Genomic DNA, 17,323 nt, shown 5'->3' on the forward strand with positions numbered 1-17,323 from the left:
GCTTAAACCGTTCCGCGGTACACTTCTTCGGCCGGCCCCGTCATGAACACGAAGTTGGTCGCTTCGTCCCATTCGATGAGCAGGTCGCCGCCCTTCAGCGAAACCGTCGCCGTCCGATCCGTCAGCCCGTTCAGGACCGAAGCGACGACCGTCGCGCAAGCGCCCGTGCCGCACGCCAGCGTCGGGCCGGCGCCGCGTTCCCAGACGCGCATGTCCGTGAAGTCCTTGGCGCGCACCGTGACGAATTCCACGTTGATCTTGCGCGGGAACAGCGGATGAACCTCCAGCTTCGGCCCCCAGGTCGCCAGGTCGAAATTGACCGCGTCGTCCACGTAGATAACGCAGTGCGGATTGCCCATCGAGACCGCCGTGAATTTGAATTCGCGGCCGTCCACTTCGATCGACTGATCGATGACCGGATTGGCGTCGATCGTCGTCGGCACCTTCAAGCCTTCGAGGATCGGCTGGCCCATGTTGACGCGCACTTTGCGCACTTCGCCGTTGTCCACGGTGAGCTGCACTTCCTGCACGCCCGCGCCGAGCGTCTCGATCGTCAGCGTTTCTTTGTCCGTGAGGCCGTTGTCGAAGACGTACTTGGCCACGCAGCGGATCGCGTTGCCGCATTGCTCCGCTTCGGAACCGTCCGAGTTGATGATGCGCATCCGGAAGTCCGCTTGCTCCGAAGGCAAAATATAAACGAGTCCGTCGGCGCCGATGCCGAAGAAACGGTTGCACAGCTGTTCTGCCAGCTGCGCGGCGTTGTCCGGTAGTTTCGATTCGCCGGCGACTACGATAAAGTCGTTGCCGAGTCCGTGCATTTTGGTAAAGTTCATCGTCCCTGCTCTCCTCTGTTTGAAGCGCATTTCGCCTCATTCTAAAATGCTTATTAAAAAATAGTTTACCTTAGTCGTGTTGATCTGTCGACAGTTACTATTCCACCCCCTAAATCCCCCTTCTCCAAGGGGGACCCCAAGGGCTCCGCCCTCTGGACACCCGAATGGTATAACGTATGCGCGGCAGAGAAGCGCACCTGAGCCGCCGCCTGCTAGGCCCGCTTTCGTCCCGTTCGGGACACGCTTTGACGTTTGGCGGTTGTGAGCTCCCTGCTGTCCCTGGCGGGACCATGAGAACGCGATGCGGGACAGAGACGGGTGCCGCGGTTCTGCGTGCTTGGCTCGCTTTCGTCCCGTTCGGGACACGCTTTACTTTAGGCGCGGGGACTGGATTGCCAGGGCTTCGCTGCGCTCTCCGGCAATCGGGGGCCGCCGGGTTCTTGGCGGCGAAGTTGGTTTACGGGATTGCCTGGGCTTCGCTGCGCTCTCCGGCAATCGGGGGCCGCCGGGTTCTTTGGCGGCGAAGTTGGTTTTTGGGATTGCCTGGGCTTCGCTGCGCTCTCTGGCAATTGGGGCCGCCGGGTTCTTGGCGGCGAAGTTGGTTTTTGGGATTGCCTGGGCTTCGCTGCGCTCTCCGGCAATTAGGGGCCGCCGGATTCTCGGCGGCGAGTTGGTTTTTCGGGGATTGCCTGGGCTTCGCTGCGCTCTCCGGCGATGCTATGTTGCTGCGCCGCGCTTCGAAAAGTCTAAAACGTTTTCCACCAGACGCCGGTGCATTCCGGGACAATGTTGGATTGCGTGCGGACGACTTCTCGGCTGATGTCGCTTCCGAAGAAGAAGTCGGTCAGCGCCGCCGCTTCTTCCGGGCTTTCGAATTCGTAATCGGTTCGGATGCAGGCGTGTTCGAATCCATAGTTTTGCTCGAGCTTTCCGAAGTACGCTCGCAAAAAATCCGGCGGATTCGGTTCGCTTGTGCCGGTGCCGTAATTTTCGAACAGGATGGCCGTGCCGCCAGGCTTCAGGACTCTGGATAGTTCAACGACGATCCGATCCAGATTCTCCTCCCAGTCCGGAATATTGGAGCTTGCTGAATAGCAGATCGTCCAGCCAGCGGTAAGTAAATCGATGGTGTTGTCCGCGACGGGCAGCTTGTCGTTCGTGCCTGGAGCAGTTCTCCAATTGGTTCGAGCCTCGGCGCGCAGATGCCTTGCAGCGATGTCGAGCATTGCCTGCGAGGCATCCGTCGCGAGAATGGAATGCACGTGAGGCGCCAGCATTCTGGCCAGTCTGCCTGTTCCCGCTCCGATATCGGCCGCGTCGAGCCAGCCCAAGTCGGGCGAAGCAGCACGGATCATGCGCATCAAATTGCCTTCGCGATCCTCCCTCGCGATCAGTCGGTCGTAACGCTCCGCTTCGCTTCGATAAATCATGTCGTGGTCCATCATGGTTATCCCTCCCGATTCGTGTTCCTCTTCAGCCTGAGGGTTGACGCCGGGTGAACGTCAAGTCAATGCTTGCGGACGGCATACAGGATGCCGATATGCGGATTGACCGCATAATGGATCGTGATGTATCCGCGAGCTTTCAACCAAGACGCCATTTCGATCCGGTTGATGGCATGTTTCTGATTTGAAGGTTCCCGCCGTTCCATGGACGTTCCGTCTTCCGTCATGAGCCCGGCCAAGCAGATTCGGCCGTTCGGCTTGAGCACGCGGTCCATTTCCGCCAGCGCCAGCAGCTGCTGCTGCCCATTCATGAAATGAACCGCGAAGGCGGAAACAATCAGGGAGAAGCTTCCATCCGCGAACGGAAGCGCTAGGGCATTCCCGAGCTTGGCCGCGACCAGGGGATGCTTCTTCCGGCAAATTGCCAGCATTTCCTTCGATTGGTCGACGGCCGACATTCGCGCCCTGTACATGGTCAACAAGCCCGCCAGATTGCCTGTCCCCGTTCCGACGTCCAATCCCTGCTCGCCCTCCATCGGCGCCGTCCATTGCAGCATCATGTCCAATACTTCATCGTATTCAGCCTGAGATAGAGCCGGTCCGGCGGACAACATCGCTGAAGAGCGGTCGAAACGGGCGGCCAGCTCGTCGAATCGCCACGTATCCATCCATGACGATTGCTGCTGACGGACGCCCTTCAGCCGGTTCGTCAGCTGAAACAAATCCGCGGCGTCCAATCTGCCCTTGGCCTCGAGGCGGCCGATCAGCTCGTCCAGCATGTCGATGGCGTATTTTCCTTCGACCCATTTGGCGGCGACCGCCATACGCTGCATTTCCAAATCATGGTGTACGGTCGCGGACTCGCCCCGATCGAGCTTTTCGATCATCGATTTGATCTGCTCCAACCCGAGTCCGACGCCGCGCAGTGCGGATATGGTCTGCAGCCGCAGAGCATCGCTCTCCGAGAAGCTCCGATAGCCGTTGTCCGATTCGCGCGCCGGCGCCAGCAATCCTCGCGCTTCGTAGAGTCTGATCGCGCGCGGCGTGATCGCGAGCCGCTCGGCGATTTCATTGATTTTCATGCGTCGAACGCCTCCATGCGCTCATTATAAACGATGACGCCGGGTCAAGGTATACGCGATGCCGCATGCGCGCAAAAGACCGCCGGGGCAGTCCCGACGGTCCGATCCGTGTCCGTATTGCCAGCGGCTGTTTAGCGCATGGCCGTTTTCTGGCCGCCGAGCGGCCATTTGGAGTTTTTCTTCTTCTTGTCCGTCGTGCCGAGCACGCTGCCGATGCCCATGAAGAACGTCGGGATGCCGGCGGCGACGAGAACAAGGCACCAGTCGCGGAAGCTGAGCGGGACGGTTTTGAAGATCGGCTGAAGTACCGGCACGTACAAGACGGCGAGCATCAACACGACCGAAGACAGCACCGCGAACAGCAAGTATTTATTTTGCAGCATGTTGCGGTGGAAGATCGATCTCGAGCTGCGGCAGTCGAATACGTGAATCAGCTGCGCCATGACGAGCGTCGCGAACGCTACTGTTTGCGCGTGGATCAGGTTTTGCGGATCGCCCGGCTTGATGCGCAGCGTAATCCAGAACGCAGCGAGCGTGAAGACGCCGATCAGGATGCCGCGGCTGACGATTTTCCAGCCCAGCCTGCGGGCGAATATATTTTCCTTCGCGGAGCGCGGCTTCTGCTGCATAAGGTCCTTCTCCGCTTGGTCGACGCCGAGCGCCATGGCCGGGAGGCCGTCGGTCACGAGATTGACCCAAAGGATCTGAATCGGCACGAGCGGCAGCGGCAGGCCGGCCATCATCGCCAGGAACATCGTCAAGATTTCGCCGACGTTGGAAGCCAGGAGGTAACGGATGAATTTGCGAATGTTCTCGTAAATGCCGCGTCCTTCTTCGATCGCCGACACGATGCTGGAGAAATTGTCGTCGCTCAGCACGAGCGAGGAGGCTTCCTTGGATACGTCAGTGCCCGTTATGCCCATCGCGATGCCGATATCGGCCGCTTTGATCGCCGGCGCGTCGTTGACGCCGTCTCCCGTCATCGCCACGACATGCCCTTTGCGCTGAAGCGCCTTGACGATCCGCAGCTTGTGCTCCGGCGAGACGCGCGCATAGACGAAAATATTATCCGCCAAACGATCCAGCTGCTCTTCAGACATCTCGTTCAATTGCTGACCGCTGACCGCGATGCCGCCCCGCGGCATGATGCCGAGCTGCCCCGCGATCGCCTCCGCCGTCAACTGGTGGTCGCCCGTGATCATGACCGTCTTGATGCCCGCGCGCCGGCAGTTCGCGATGGCTTCCTTCACCTCGCGGCGCGGCGGATCGATCATGCCGGACAAGCCGACGAAGATCAGCTGGTTCTCGACGTCGCTCTCCACCTCCGAAGCATCGTGCGGCCGAAGCTCGCGGTAAGCGAACCCGAGTACCCGCAGCGCGCCGGCGGCCATCCGTTCCCCCGCATCGGCGACCTTCTGCTTGAGCGTGGCCGTGAACGGCACGACTTTGCCGTCCCATAAGATGTAAAGGCACTGATTCATCAGCACGTCGGGCGCGCCTTTCGTGCAGATCAGGCGACCGCCTTGGTGATGGACGAGGACGGACATCCGTTTGCGTTCCGAATCGAACGGATATTCCTTCACCCGTTTGTAGAGTCCTTCCATCGATTTGGCGGAGACGCCGAGTTTGGATGCCAGCACCGTCAACGCGCCTTCCGTCGGATCGCCCTTCAACACCCATTCGTCCTGCACGACGACGCCTTTGCCCTTTTTGCGCTTCGTCGGATCGGCTTCCGGGTCCAGCTTCGTGACGGCCGCGTTATTGCACAGGGCCGCGATTTGAAGAAGCCGGCGCAGCGATTGGTCATGCTTGACGTCGACGACTTTATTGCCTTCCAGGCAGCTGCCGGCGGGCTCGTACCCCTCCCCGGTGATGTCCAATCCGCGGCCGCCGATCCAGAGTCTCGTGACGGTCATTTTATTTTGCGTCAACGTGCCCGTCTTGTCGGAGCAGATGACGGACGCGCAGCCGAGCGTCTCGACCGAAGGCAGCTTGCGCACGATCGCGCGGCGTTTGATCATCCGCTGGACGCCGAGGGCGAGCGCGATCGTGACGATCGCCGGCAGTCCCTCCGGAATCGCGGCGACCGCCAGGCTGACGCCGGCGAGGAACATTTCGTAGGCGGGTTGTCCGTGCAATATCCCGGCGGCGACGACCATGACCGTCAACGCGAGCGCCACGATGATCAGGATTTTGCCAAGCTGCTCCAAACGGTGCTGCAGCGGCGTCTCCATGGATTCCGTTTGTTGGATGAGATTGGCGATCTTGCCCATCTCCGTGTTCATGCCTGTCCGAACCACGATCCCCTTGGCCGTACCGCGCGTGATCATCGTCCCCATGAACCCGATATTGCGCATATCCCCGAGCGGCAGATCGGCTGCCTTGATCGGGTCGCAATGCTTCCCTACAGGCACCGATTCTCCCGTGAGCGCGGATTCTTCGGCGTAACAGCTGTTCGCTTCGATGAAGCGGATATCGGCCGGTATGCGGTCGCCGCTCTCCAGCTCGACGATATCCCCCGGAACGAGCTCGCTGGCAGGGACGATGACGATTTCCCCGCCGCGCAGCGCTTTGGCCAGCGGCGCCGACAATGCCTTGAGCGCGCGCAATGATTTCTCCGCCCTGAATTCCTGCACGAAGCCGAGCACGGCATTGATGACGATAATGGCCACGATCGTGATCGCGTCCAAATATTCGCCGAGCAGTCCCGATATTAATGTCGCCCCCATGAGCACCAGCACCATGAAATCCTTGAATTGACCCAGAAACAGCTTCAAGGGGGAAACTTTCTTCCCCTCCGACAGCTCGTTGCGCCCTGCTTGGATCAACCGCTCGGCTGCCGCGCCCGGCGTTAGCCCGGTGTCCAAATTCGCATCAAGCGACTTGGCCAGCTCGGCCGTTTCCAGCCCATGCCACATTCCCTGTTCCATTGCTCCGACTCCCTTCCGATACTCGCCGCCTGACGGACAGCCTCTATGGGCTAAATGTATTCGGACAAACCCGAAAATATCCCAGCCCGGGACTTAAGTTTTTGATCCGGTTATGGCATGATAGGAAGATGACTTACAAGCAAAGGGGAATTTTACGTCATGGCCTTAGATGGAATCGTTACCCGCGCCGTCGCCGACGAGCTTCAAGCCTGCATCGGCGCGCGCATTCATAAAATACACCAGCCGACTCCGCATGACCTCGTCCTGCAAATCCGCGGCGGCGGCGTCCAGGGCAGGCTGCTGCTCTCGGCCAACCCGACTTATCCGCGCGTTCACTGGACGGAGCAATCCTACACCAACCCGATGGAAGCGCCGATGTTCTGCATGCTCATGCGCAAATATTGCGAGGGCGCCGTCATCGAAGCCATCCGGCAAGTCGGCAACGAGCGCATCCTCCATATCGACGTCCGCCAGCGGGACGAGCTCGGCGACACCTTCCAGAAACGAATCGTCGTCGAGCTCATGGGCCGGCACAGCAATATTATTTTGCTGGATGCCGCATCGGACGCGATTCATGACGGCATCCACCATGTCACGCCGTCCATCAGCAGCTTTCGCGTCGTCATGCCGGGCACGCCGTACGTAGCGCCGCCCGAACAAGGCAAGCACGACCCGTTCGCGGTGAACGACGAGCGGGAATTCGCCGACGCGCTTCATGCCGCTGGTTCCTTGCTGCTGCACCCGCCCGTGCCGGACGAGGACAGCATTCATTTCGGAACCGCGACGAAGCCGGTCCCGCCCGAATCGCTGACGCCGGAGAAGCTCATCGTCGCCGCCTACAGCGGCGTAAGCCCGCTCCTTGCCCGCGAAATCGTATTTCGCGGCACGCCGAGAGCCGAGGGCAGCCTGCCGAACGGGCTGGACGAGCTGCAGCGAACCGCCGGCGCGATCTGGCCGGTTTTCCGCGAGATGATGGAGCGCTTCCGGCTGCGCGACTACGAGCCGCAAATCGTGACCTTGAACGGCGGCAGCGGCAAATCCGCTTTCTCGGTAACGGCGCTCACGCACTTGGACGGCGAAGCGGCCGCGTTCGATACGATCAGCGCCTGCCTGGAAGCTTTCTACGGCGACAAGGCGCAGCGGGATACCGTCAAGCAGCGGGTATCGGATCTCATCCGCTTCCTTCAGAACGAGCGGAGCAAGAACGAGAAAAAGCTGGAGAAGCTGGAGGATTCGCTGCGGGAAGCGCAGGAAGCCGATAAATTCCGCATGCTGGGGGACCTGCTGACGTCAAACCTGCATCTGATCCAGCGGGGAGACACGTCCGTTGAGCTCGTGAATTATTACGAAGAGGAGATGCCGAACGTCACGGTGCCGCTCGACCCGCAGTTGACGCCTTCCCAGAACGCCCAGCGGCTGTTCAAGAAATACGCCAAATTCCGGAACAGCCAGACCTTCGTCGCCGAGCAAATGGCGAAATCGCGCGAGGAAATCGATTACCTCTCGTCGCTGTTGCAGCAGCTGGACAGCGCATCCTTGGCGGATATCGAAGAGATTCGCGACGAGCTGGCTGAGCAGGGTTACATGCGGCAGCGCGAGAAGCGAGGCGCCCGGAAGAAGAAACCGAAGCAGCCTGCGCTCCTCTGCTATACGTCCAGCGAAGGCCTGCCGATCTACGTGGGCAAGAACAACACGCAGAACGATTTCCTCACGAATAAGGTCGCCGGACCGGGCGATACGTGGCTGCATACGAAAGACATCCCGGGCTCGCACGTGGTTATCCGAGGCACCGGCTTCAACGACCGCACGCTCGAAGAGGCCGCCATGCTGGCTGCCCAATTCAGCCAAGCGCGCTCCTCTTCCATGGTGCCCGTCGACTACACGCTCGTCCGCCATGTCAAGAAGCCAAGCGGCGCCAAGCCGGGCTTCGTCATCTACGATCACCAAAAAACGCTGTTCATCACTCCGGATGAACAGCGTCTAAAGGAACTTCCTTCTCATATCAAAGCGTAGCAATCGCTGCGCCTATCTACGGCACGTAAGCTTCCATTTTTTAGAAGGAATCTTCGCGTGCCGTTATTCGCGCTGCCTCGAAGCCGGATTCAACTGCTCCAGAACGGTACCGTCGACGAACCGGCTGCCGATCTCGCCGTGAAAGACCACGCCTTGGCGTTCGCCATGGAAATCCGAGCCGCCCGTCACGATCAACCCATGTACCCGCGCCAATTTCAAGTAACGCGCTTCATCCGCTGCGTCGTGATCGGGATGATAGACTTCGATGCCCTGAGCGCCCTTGGCGATGATGGCTTTGACAAGCTCGTCGTTGCGATAGAGTCCGGGATGCGCGATCACGCTGGTCCCGCCCGCTTCGCGAATCCATTCCAGCGCCTCGAACGGATGCAGCCGGGGCGGATTGGCGTAGGCTGCCCCTTCTTGTCCGAGATAACGGTCGAACGCTTCCTGCATGGAGGCCACGTAAGCCTTCTTGACCAGCACGGCAGCGATATGGGGCCGACCCATGGAGCCGCCGTCTTTGCCCTGCGCCTTCGCCTCCTCCAGCACTTCCTCCCAAGAAATCGCTAGTCCGAGCTCGTTCAGCTTCCCGATGATCAATTCGTTGCGCAGTTCCCGCAAGCCCAGCAGACGGCCCAGTTTCCCGCGCCATTCCGCGTTATCCCATGCCATATAATAGCCCAAGATATGAATGTCGACGCCTTCCGCGACGGTACTGATCTCCACGCCCGGAACGACCGTAATGCCCAGCCGTTCGCCGGCCTCCAGCGCTTCCGCGATTCCGTCCACGGTATCGTGATCGGTGATCGCGATCGCGGCAAGACCCCGCGACTTCGCCATGGCCACGTTATCCGCCGGTCGCTGCAGTCCGTCGGATGCCGTTGTATGCGTATGCAAATCCGCTTTGCCGATTAGAGCCATTGCTGCAGATCCCTCTCTCTCAGAAATGTCAAAAACGTAACGGCCGAGATCGGCAAGAGCGCCGATTTCAGGAAAATGGCATAAAATTGCCGTTTGAACCGCACGTCGCGGATCGGAATCGTCTGGATCAAGCCGAGCGCCACCTCGTGCTTGACCGACGAAGCGGATACGAACGAGATGCCGAGGCCCGCTTCGACCGCCGATTTGACGGCACCCGTGCTGCCGAGCTCCATGACGATTTTCATGTCGGCGACGTTCATGTGCTTCGCCCGAAGCTGCTCTTCCATGACGAGCCGCGTTCCGGAGCCCTGCTCCCTCAATACGATCGGGTACTTCATCACTTCCTCGAGCTCGACTTCGGTCGAACCGGCAAGCGGATGCGACTTGCCGACGATCAGCTTCAGCTCGTCGCTCATGACCGCCTCCATATGCATGTCCGGGTCGTTGACCGGCGCTTCGATCAAGCCGAAATTCAGCTGATGATTGACGATTTCTTCCATGATTTGCGCCGTATTCATCACTTTCATGCTAATCGCGATATGCGGGAATTCCTGACCGAACGGACCGAGCAGCCGCGGCAATATATATTCGCCGATCGTCAGGCTCGCGCCAAGGTGCAGCCGCCCTTTCAGCTGCTTCGTGAACTTGGACATGTGCATATCGGCATCGCGGATCAAGTCGATGCTCCGCCGGGCGAACGGCATCAGCGCCCTGCCCGCTTCCGTGAGCTCGATTCGTTTGGTCGAGCGCTGCAGGAGCTTCGTGCCGAAGTAATCTTCCAGCGACTGGACCTGCATCGTCACCGCGGGCTGCGTCATGTGCAGCGCCTGCGCCGCCGCGGAAAAGCTTCCGCGCTCCGCCACGGTATAAAAGATATGGAGCTGATGAAAATTAAGCGCCATGAAGGGCATCCCTTCCTTTCTCTCGCCATTATTATACATCAAACGCCCCGCAAATCACCGCCTCATACAGAAAAAGCATGAGCTGCGGCAGCCCATGCTTCATGTCGCTCAATCGCGTTACTTGCGTTTCCGGCTATTCTTTATCAATGTCATCCTTCGTGAATGACGAAGCCAGGAATAATAGGATTTCAGATCGCGTAGTTCTATAGTCTCAGACATTCTTCCTAGGAATGTGACAACGATCATTTTGTGCAGCGGATTGCCGGCCAAATCCGTTTCTTTCTCCAGCACGGCGAATTCGGCCACGAACACCAGATCGTCGTCGATCAGATAAACGTCCTGCTCATTGCGGTAATAAGGCTCGATACGCCCCTGCTTCAGGCATTGCCACATGAAATCCGCAATATCCTCAAAGCCGGTGCGCTCGCTTTCGACCCGGTCTGCCCAGCGGCTTTTGGCGTGGTTGGTGATGACGATATCCGCCACCTTCTTGTCACCCAGTACGACATGAAACGACTCGTACGTGTTCCAGCGATCCGTCATTTTGTCTTTCATTCGCGATCCACCCCTCCCCTGAGTAGGCCTTATTATCTATATGTACTTTCCATATTATTGTAGCATGCATGTCCAGTTTTTCAACATAAAAATAAAGTCGCCCCAAATTTGGTTATTAATGGATGTTCAACTTATGAAAAAAGGCCCCCTGCTCCGAATCTGCCGGCCGGGGGCCATGAACTTACAAGCTGTAAAAACGGGTTTTGTCAGGTACGCCCTGCGTATACTCCGTTTTTATTTCATTGCGGTAAGAGCGTTCAATGCGTTTCACGAAGGGCAATCGCCCCATGTTTCGCACGACCTCGTCCGCCCGGTCGGCATTCATATACATCACCACATAATGCATTTTACGTGACATGTAATGAACCGTTCCATATTTCTCTAGCGTACGTGCGGCTTTAAGATCGCTGACCCAAACAATGTAACCCACGCGTTCCGAAAACATGAATGCCCCCCGTTCCCCTCTGTCTTATCCGCAGCCGCCGCTTCCGCAGCTGCACGACCCGCCGCTTCCGCAGCCGCCGCCCTTGGGCATCGGATCGTTGCTTGGCACCTTGATCGTATCCGACACGGCTCCCGCGATCTGAACGGCGATCGCGTGCAGCAGGTCGTCCACCGCCTGCTCGGCAGCCTTGAACCGGCTGACGCAATCGACCTCGTTCAACTCGCGCTGCGCGGCCTCTACCTTCTCCTTCGCCGTGTGGTAGTCCGGATGAAAGCGCCCGAACCGTTCGCAATCCACGAACTGCTCTTTCGCTTTCGCAAACTGTTTCACGAGCTGACGCACCTGATCGTTGTCGTCGACAACGGATTTCCAATATGCATATTCGGCAACTTCCGCCGATTGGTTAACCAAATCGCCAATTTCGTAGGCGCGCAGCAGCAGCTGCCCCATATCGAGCGATGACGGACTGCCCGTCTCGTAGGAATCGAAAGATTCGTAGAGCGGTAAATCCAGTTCAAGCGCCGCGGGGTCCGATAACGGTAATGTTTCCATTATTTCTGCCCCCTCTATGATCAATAGGCTCTTTTGCCTTACAGGTATCATACCATACCCTGCACGGAAAAAGGTAGAGCCGCCTGCGATTTCAAGGCCGCGAACCGCCGAGCGGCTCCGGCAGCACGAGCATCATTTCGTCCCACATCTCCGGATAGAGCTTCACGGGAGCGGACTGCGGTCCCTTCTCGGCCTGCCGGTAACCGGCAACCGCCCACTTGCCCGCCTCTTCCACGATGCGCTCGGGCACGAATACGGAAATGGCGCCGTCGCAATTCAGCTTGACCGTCGTCCGCCAAGTCAAGGCTTGCTCCATCAGCTCTCGCCTGGTCGAATGATGGTACGCCCGGAATTGCTTCAACCACATGGACGGCACGTCGTCGATCCCGGCAAACAAATGCTTGACGGAAATACGGTCATGCAGCAGCTCGTACATGCCATCTTCGGAATGCAAGGCATACGAATCGGGCCGAGCGTCGTCCTCGGAACGCGAAAAGAGCCGTAAGGCTTCAGCGGAATGAACGCTATCGCCTCGCCGTTCCAAATTTCCCGCATCGCCGCCTTGCGCCTCCATCCCGAGCAAAATCATGGAACGCACCGTTGCCGGAAGGGAATCTTGCGTGAATCGTTCGATTTCGTTCACGAGTCCATCGGCGGAATACCCCGCCATGGCGGCGCGCTTAAAGCTCCTCGCCTCCATGCGATAAACCGTCATATGGTCCGTCCGGCGGCGCTCCGCGATATGTTCAAGCTGCCATCTGACGTCGTACGGGCAGCTCTCCTGCACGTACAAATCCCCGTCAGGCGTGATTTGCGCCGTCGCTTGCTGCAACGAAGACACCAGGAAGCCGTCCGGTTTATTGTCACCTTGAATTCGCGGTTTGAACCGCCGCGGCTCGATTCGCCACTTGAACGCCTTATCGCCGCGGCCGTCTTGCGCCTCCTCCATCCAGCCGAATTGACGCAGCAGCCGGCACCAGGCTTCGAGCGTCGACGGCAGCGGATTGCCCAGCGGTTCCTGGGATTGAAGGAAAGAAGCTTCCGCATCCGGCAGGCGATACCATTTGCCGGCTTCAAACCGGGTCAGCACGGCTGCGCCTTGCGCCGCTGCCGCGCTGACCGCGCCGATGTTCTCCAAGATATACCCGAGCAGCTCGCTTTCCCTGACGGAAGCCTCTTGCGTCAACCAAGCCTGCCATGCAACAGTATCAAGGCGATATGCTCCGTCTCGCTCAACCAGCCAACTATATCGCAATGCAATGTCCAGCATGAGGCGGAAAGAGAGCGGGTAGTCGTTATCGCCGCGTGCATCGCTCGAGAAGGCCAGCGCCCGAAGCGTCTCGTCCCGAACGTGCAGCTGCTCCGCTCCCTTGCCGACCGTCCGTTTCGACAAGATGCGTTTGGCGGTCAGTTTAAGTCCGGCATCCGCCATACGGGCCATCGCATGCATGATCTGCATGCTGAACGCCGGTATGTAGCCGATATCGTCAATGGCTTCGACCGCGTAAGGATCCACCTCTTCGATTGGCCGTCCCTCGACTCCGATTTGCCCGTTTCCGCGGCCGGCCATGACCGCGCCGTGCCAAGGAAAAAAGCTGTCCAGCGGCAGGATGTGCAGCTTCTCCCCCCATCCCCTGCGAACGGCGAATACGATGCCGGCTTCCGTCAGCTGCAGCAATCCGAGCCGCAGCGCGGCTCCCGCAATGCCCGGACGCGCGGCCTGGAGCAGCTGCTCTTCCTTGAAGGGGAGCGGTCCGAAGCCGCATACGATCAACGCCAGAGCATTGGCCGCTTCCTTGGACAAGAACGGCCATACGGCTTCCAGGCAAGACGGATTCCCCAGCGTATCCGGCCAATGTACAGGTCGGCATGCATGCCATATCGGCTGTTCACGGAATCGGCGCCTCTCCTCGTCGGACAATCTGGACGCGATTTGATTTACGTTCACTGCGCCGCCTCCCGTTTGACGGCTGCCGCAGTTTGGATCTCGCCTTGCATTTCCGACCACTCCGTCAGCGCGTAGCGGTAGCCCTGCTCCAAAAGGAAAAGCTGCCTTCTTCCCGCATACTCCGTTTCCTTCGTCCCTTGCGTAACGACCGTATAGAACCAGGCCTCGTTATCCCCGGCTTTCGGCCGCAATATCCGTCCGATGCGCTGCGCTTCCTCTTGCCTGGAACCGTAGCTGCCCGATACTTGTATCGCCACGGCCGCCTCCGGCAAGTCGACTGCGAAATTCGCGACCTTGGACACGACCAGCACCGAAATATCGCCGGATTTGAAACGGCCGTACAGCAGGGCGCGTTCCTCATGCGGAATTTCCCCCGTAAGTACAGGCGCGTTCAACGCCTCCGCAAGCGCGTGAAGCTGCGTCAAATATTGCCCGATGACCAATATCGGTTTGCCGGCATGCAGCTGCAGCAGGCAGCGGACGACGTCGATTTTATCCTTGTTTTCTCCGGCGATGCGGATCTTGGCTTTCTCCTCCGACGCGACGTAGTTCTCCAGCTCGTCATGCGCCAGCGGCAGCCTGATCTCGGTGCAGGTCAAGGAGGCGATCCAATTTCGCTGCTCCAGCGTTTTCCACGGCAAGTCGAACCGTTTGGGTCCGATCAGCGAGAAGACGTCTTCCTCCCGTCCGTCTTCGCGGACCAGCGTCGCGGTCAGTCCCAGGCGCCGGGTTGCCTGAAGATCCGCCGTCATGCGAAATACGGGAGCCGGCAGCAGATGAACCTCGTCGTAAATGATCAGTCCCCAGTTACGCTGTCCGAACAAGCGCATATGCGCGTACTCCTCGCTCTTCTGGCGCCGGCTCGTCAAGATTTGATAGGTAGCGATGGTCACGGGCCGCACCTCCTTGGACGATGCGGCATACGTGCCGATCTCTCCGTCCGTGAGCGACGTCTTGTTGAGCAGCTCCGACTTCCATTGGTGGACCGAGGTCACGTTGGACGTCAGGATAAGCGTATCGCACCGAAGCCGCGCCAACGCGGCGATGCCGATGATCGTCTTGCCCGCGCCGCACGGCAAAACAAGCACGCCGCTTCCGCCGTCGGCCTGCCCTTCCCGGTAAAACAAATTGACGGCCCGTTCCTGATAGTCCCGCAGCTGAAACGCCCGGCCGACTCCGGCCGTCTTCGTCCGAAGCTCGACGTCCAGGGCTTCCCCGTGCCGGTAGCCGGCCAAATCCAGGACGGGGTAGCCCAGCCTGACCAGCTCTTGCTTCAATAAACCGCGTGCCTCCGGTCTTACGAGCCGACAGCCGTCCAGATGTTCCGGCGACAGCGTCGAGGCAATGGCCTGCTTCTCGCACAACGCGGCCAGAAGCGCCTCTTCGCCCAGCAGCAAAAGCCGGTTATCCGGCGCCTGCTGCAGCTTGAGCTTGCCGTAGCGTTCGCCCAGCTTGCGAATGGAGCTGACGACCTGCAGCGGCAATTCATACGAACTGTACCGATCCAGCGCAAGAACGATGTCCTCCGGCGGGATGCCCGCCGATGCCGCGTTCCACAGCGACATCGGCGTAATCCGGTACGTATGAATGTGGCCCGGGCGCTTCGTCAAATCGGCAAACCGGCTCAGCTGCTCGCGCGCCGCTTCCGCCCGCTCGTGCCTGTCGTCCAGCAATACCGTCAAGTCGGCCTGCACGTGCAGAGGCCGGTTCTCTCGTTGCAGCATGGTCCCAACTCCCGATTACAAGATAATATGTCAGTATGAAGGAATTTGCCCGTTTTTATGCATGCTCGCCAATTCTCCAACGCTTCCTAGACATGGCAAAAGAAAAACGCCATCCGATTACGGATCGCGTTTTTCTGCAACTCAATTTAATGATAGACGTGCGACTCGGGTTCGCCCGCTTGGGAGATGCCGCTGAGCGCCGCGCCGGCTTCATCCACGAAGATCTCGCGCACCGCCAGATCGCCTATGGACACGATGCCGATCAGATTGCCGTTCTCCACGACCGGCAGCCGCCGGATTTGATTGTTCGCCATCAATTTCGCGGCTTCGTCGACCGGCGTATCGGCGCCGATCGTCTTCAGATCGGTCGTCATGACGTCCGACACGGCCGCGGAACCGGAATGCTTCGCCGCATAACCGCGGATGACCAAATCCCGGTCCGTCACGATTCCGATCAGCTTCTTCTCTTCCACGATCGGCACGAATCCGATATTGTGGTCTCTCATCAGTACCGCAAGTTCATATACATTATCCAGCAGCGTTGCCGTCACGCAATCCGTCGTCATCAAATCTTTAACTTGACGCGCCATCGTCGCGTTCCTCCCTTGAGATGCGAATTTCATCCCTTAGATTGGCCTCTCGTTACGACGATCATGCGCGATGCGCGTACAGCAACTGTTGCCATTCTTCGTTGCAAGACCGATTACCCGGAAATCGATTCCGCGGCGAAATTCTCCGCCATCGCGATCATCAGCTTGGCCGATTTCAGCATGGCCCGCTCATCGATATCGAATCTCGGGTGATGATGGGGAAAAGTAGCGCCGAATTCCGGATTGCCCGCCCCGACGAACATGAAGCATCCCGGGACCTCCCGCAAATAATACGTGAAATCCTCGCCTGCCATGATCAGCGTGGACTCCTGTACCTCGCCCTCACCGAACGTCTCGGCGGCGACTTTGAAGAAGCGCGCCGCTTCCTTTGCGTCGTTCACGACCGTCGGATAACCGTTCCGGTATTCGAGCTCGGCGCTGGCTCCGTACATCGCCGCCGTATGGCTGACGATCGCTTCCAGCCGTTCCTGCGCAAGAGCGCGCACCTCGTCCGAGAACGTCCTCACCGTGCCGACCAGCTTGCAGCGCTCGGCGATGACGTTGGCCGTCGATCCGGCGTGAAACGAGCCGATGGTGACGACGGCCGGATCGAGCGGATTGACGCTCCGGCTGACGATCGTCTGCAGCGCCTGCACCATCGCGGAGCCGACCATGACCGCGTCGATCGTCTCATGCGGCAGCGCGCCATGCCCGCCTTTGCCGGTGATATCGATATAAATCTCGTCCGGAGCCGCCATGAATGGGCCCGACCTAGTCGCCACCAAACCATATGGCAGCGGCGTCCAGAGATGAACGCCGTATACGGCATCGATTCCGGCCAGCGCGCCGTCCGCGATCATGCCGATCGCGCCGCCGGGCGACACTTCTTCGGCCGGCTGGAAGAGAAACCGCCGTTCTCCGGCCAGTTGATCCTTATTGGATTGATAGAAATCGGCAATCGCGAGCATGGTCGCGGTATGAGCGTCATGACCGCAGGCATGCATCACGCCGGGTATCTTCGATGCGTATTCCGTCGTCTTCTCGTCCTGGATCGGCAGCGCGTCGAAGTCCGTCCGGAGCGCCACTGCCGGTCCCGGCTTGCCGCCGCGCACCGAAGCCACGATACCGTAGCCGCCGACGCCTTCCCTGACCTCGCAGCCGATCTCGCGCAAACGCTCGGCGATCCAGCGGGACGTCTCCTTCTCATGAAAAGACAGCTCCGGGTTCTGATGCAAATAGCGCCGCCAGGCCACCATATTCGGATAAGCAGTTTGCAGCTGTGGATCCAACTTCGAAATCAAGCTCACGCTTACAAACCCCCTAATGTTCAATTATTTCGCTATCTCCTTATTGTAACAGAACTCGAGAAGCGGACGGAAGTTT

14 protein-coding genes are annotated in these 17,323 nt (G+C 59.2%); 1 reads left to right on the forward strand and 13 read right to left on the reverse strand.

Annotated elements, in window-relative coordinates; genetic code table 11:
- Positions 1 to 2: 2 nt before the first annotated feature.
- The 4 genes from dapF to AC50YL_RS12165 all read right to left on the reverse strand — a co-directional run bounded on the left by dapF (position 3) and on the right by AC50YL_RS12165 (position 6,290).
- The gene (dapF, locus tag AC50YL_RS12150; RefSeq protein ID WP_494832194.1) at positions 3 to 833 is read right to left on the reverse strand and encodes a diaminopimelate epimerase; all 831 of its coding nucleotides are present in this window, start codon (positions 831 to 833) and stop codon (positions 3 to 5) included.
- A 746-nt stretch (positions 834 to 1,579) separates the two neighbouring features.
- On the reverse strand, positions 1,580 to 2,278 hold the full coding sequence (locus AC50YL_RS12155) for a class I SAM-dependent methyltransferase (protein ID WP_494832196.1): 699 nt from the start codon (positions 2,276 to 2,278) through the stop codon (positions 1,580 to 1,582).
- A 62-nt stretch (positions 2,279 to 2,340) separates the two neighbouring features.
- Positions 2,341 to 3,360: a MerR family transcriptional regulator gene (locus AC50YL_RS12160; RefSeq protein WP_494832198.1), complete on the reverse strand. Its 1,020-nt coding sequence runs from the start codon at positions 3,358 to 3,360 to the stop codon at positions 2,341 to 2,343.
- A gap of 131 nt (positions 3,361 to 3,491) precedes the next feature.
- Positions 3,492 to 6,290, reverse strand: a complete 2,799-nt coding sequence (locus AC50YL_RS12165; protein ID WP_494832199.1) for a calcium-translocating P-type ATPase, SERCA-type — start codon at positions 6,288 to 6,290, stop codon at positions 3,492 to 3,494.
- A 159-nt stretch (positions 6,291 to 6,449) separates the two neighbouring features.
- Here AC50YL_RS12165 and AC50YL_RS12170 point away from each other — a divergent pair, with 159 nt between their 5' ends.
- On the forward strand, positions 6,450 to 8,303 hold the full coding sequence (locus AC50YL_RS12170) for an Rqc2 family fibronectin-binding protein (protein ID WP_494832200.1): 1,854 nt from the start codon (positions 6,450 to 6,452) through the stop codon (positions 8,301 to 8,303).
- A 63-nt stretch (positions 8,304 to 8,366) separates the two neighbouring features.
- On the opposite strand, the gene AC50YL_RS12175 is transcribed toward AC50YL_RS12170, so the two are convergent.
- The 9 genes from AC50YL_RS12175 to AC50YL_RS12215 all read right to left on the reverse strand — a co-directional run bounded on the left by AC50YL_RS12175 (position 8,367) and on the right by AC50YL_RS12215 (position 17,196).
- Positions 8,367 to 9,224 carry a PHP domain-containing protein gene (locus AC50YL_RS12175; RefSeq protein WP_494832202.1) on the reverse strand — a complete coding sequence of 286 codons (858 nt, stop codon included), beginning with the start codon at positions 9,222 to 9,224 and terminating at the stop codon, positions 8,367 to 8,369.
- Positions 9,215 to 10,126, reverse strand: coding sequence for a selenium metabolism-associated LysR family transcriptional regulator (locus tag AC50YL_RS12180; protein ID WP_494832203.1), 912 nt, complete (start codon positions 10,124 to 10,126; stop codon positions 9,215 to 9,217). Before AC50YL_RS12180 ends, AC50YL_RS12175 begins: the two co-directional genes overlap by 10 nt.
- A 117-nt stretch (positions 10,127 to 10,243) precedes the next feature.
- Positions 10,244 to 10,681: a hypothetical protein gene (locus AC50YL_RS12185; RefSeq protein WP_161745216.1), complete on the reverse strand. Its 438-nt coding sequence runs from the start codon at positions 10,679 to 10,681 to the stop codon at positions 10,244 to 10,246.
- Positions 10,682 to 10,862: 181 nt separating this feature from the next.
- Positions 10,863 to 11,126 carry a YlbG family protein gene (locus AC50YL_RS12190; protein WP_161745215.1) on the reverse strand — a complete coding sequence of 88 codons (264 nt, stop codon included), beginning with the start codon at positions 11,124 to 11,126 and terminating at the stop codon, positions 10,863 to 10,865.
- 24 nt (positions 11,127 to 11,150) lie between these two features.
- Positions 11,151 to 11,678 carry a YlbF/YmcA family competence regulator gene (locus AC50YL_RS12195; RefSeq protein WP_494832206.1) on the reverse strand — a complete coding sequence of 176 codons (528 nt, stop codon included), beginning with the start codon at positions 11,676 to 11,678 and terminating at the stop codon, positions 11,151 to 11,153.
- A gap of 91 nt (positions 11,679 to 11,769) precedes the next feature.
- Entirely contained in the window at positions 11,770 to 13,626 is a 1,857-nt protein-coding gene (locus AC50YL_RS12200; RefSeq protein WP_494832208.1) for a helicase-associated domain-containing protein, read from the reverse strand.
- Entirely contained in the window at positions 13,623 to 15,350 is a 1,728-nt protein-coding gene (locus tag AC50YL_RS12205) for a DNA repair helicase XPB (protein ID WP_494832210.1), read from the reverse strand. The genes AC50YL_RS12200 and AC50YL_RS12205 overlap by 4 nt, the downstream gene beginning before the upstream one ends.
- A gap of 146 nt (positions 15,351 to 15,496) precedes the next feature.
- Positions 15,497 to 15,940 (reverse strand): CBS domain-containing protein, encoded by a 444-nt coding sequence (locus tag AC50YL_RS12210; protein WP_494832212.1) that lies wholly within the window; start codon positions 15,938 to 15,940, stop codon positions 15,497 to 15,499.
- Between the two features lie 113 nt (positions 15,941 to 16,053).
- Positions 16,054 to 17,196: a M20 family metallopeptidase gene (locus AC50YL_RS12215; protein ID WP_494832568.1), complete on the reverse strand. Its 1,143-nt coding sequence runs from the start codon at positions 17,194 to 17,196 to the stop codon at positions 16,054 to 16,056.
- Between the last annotated feature and the right edge of the window lie 127 nt (positions 17,197 to 17,323).

This window comes from Paenibacillus sp. J22P277 (genome assembly GCF_059383675.1).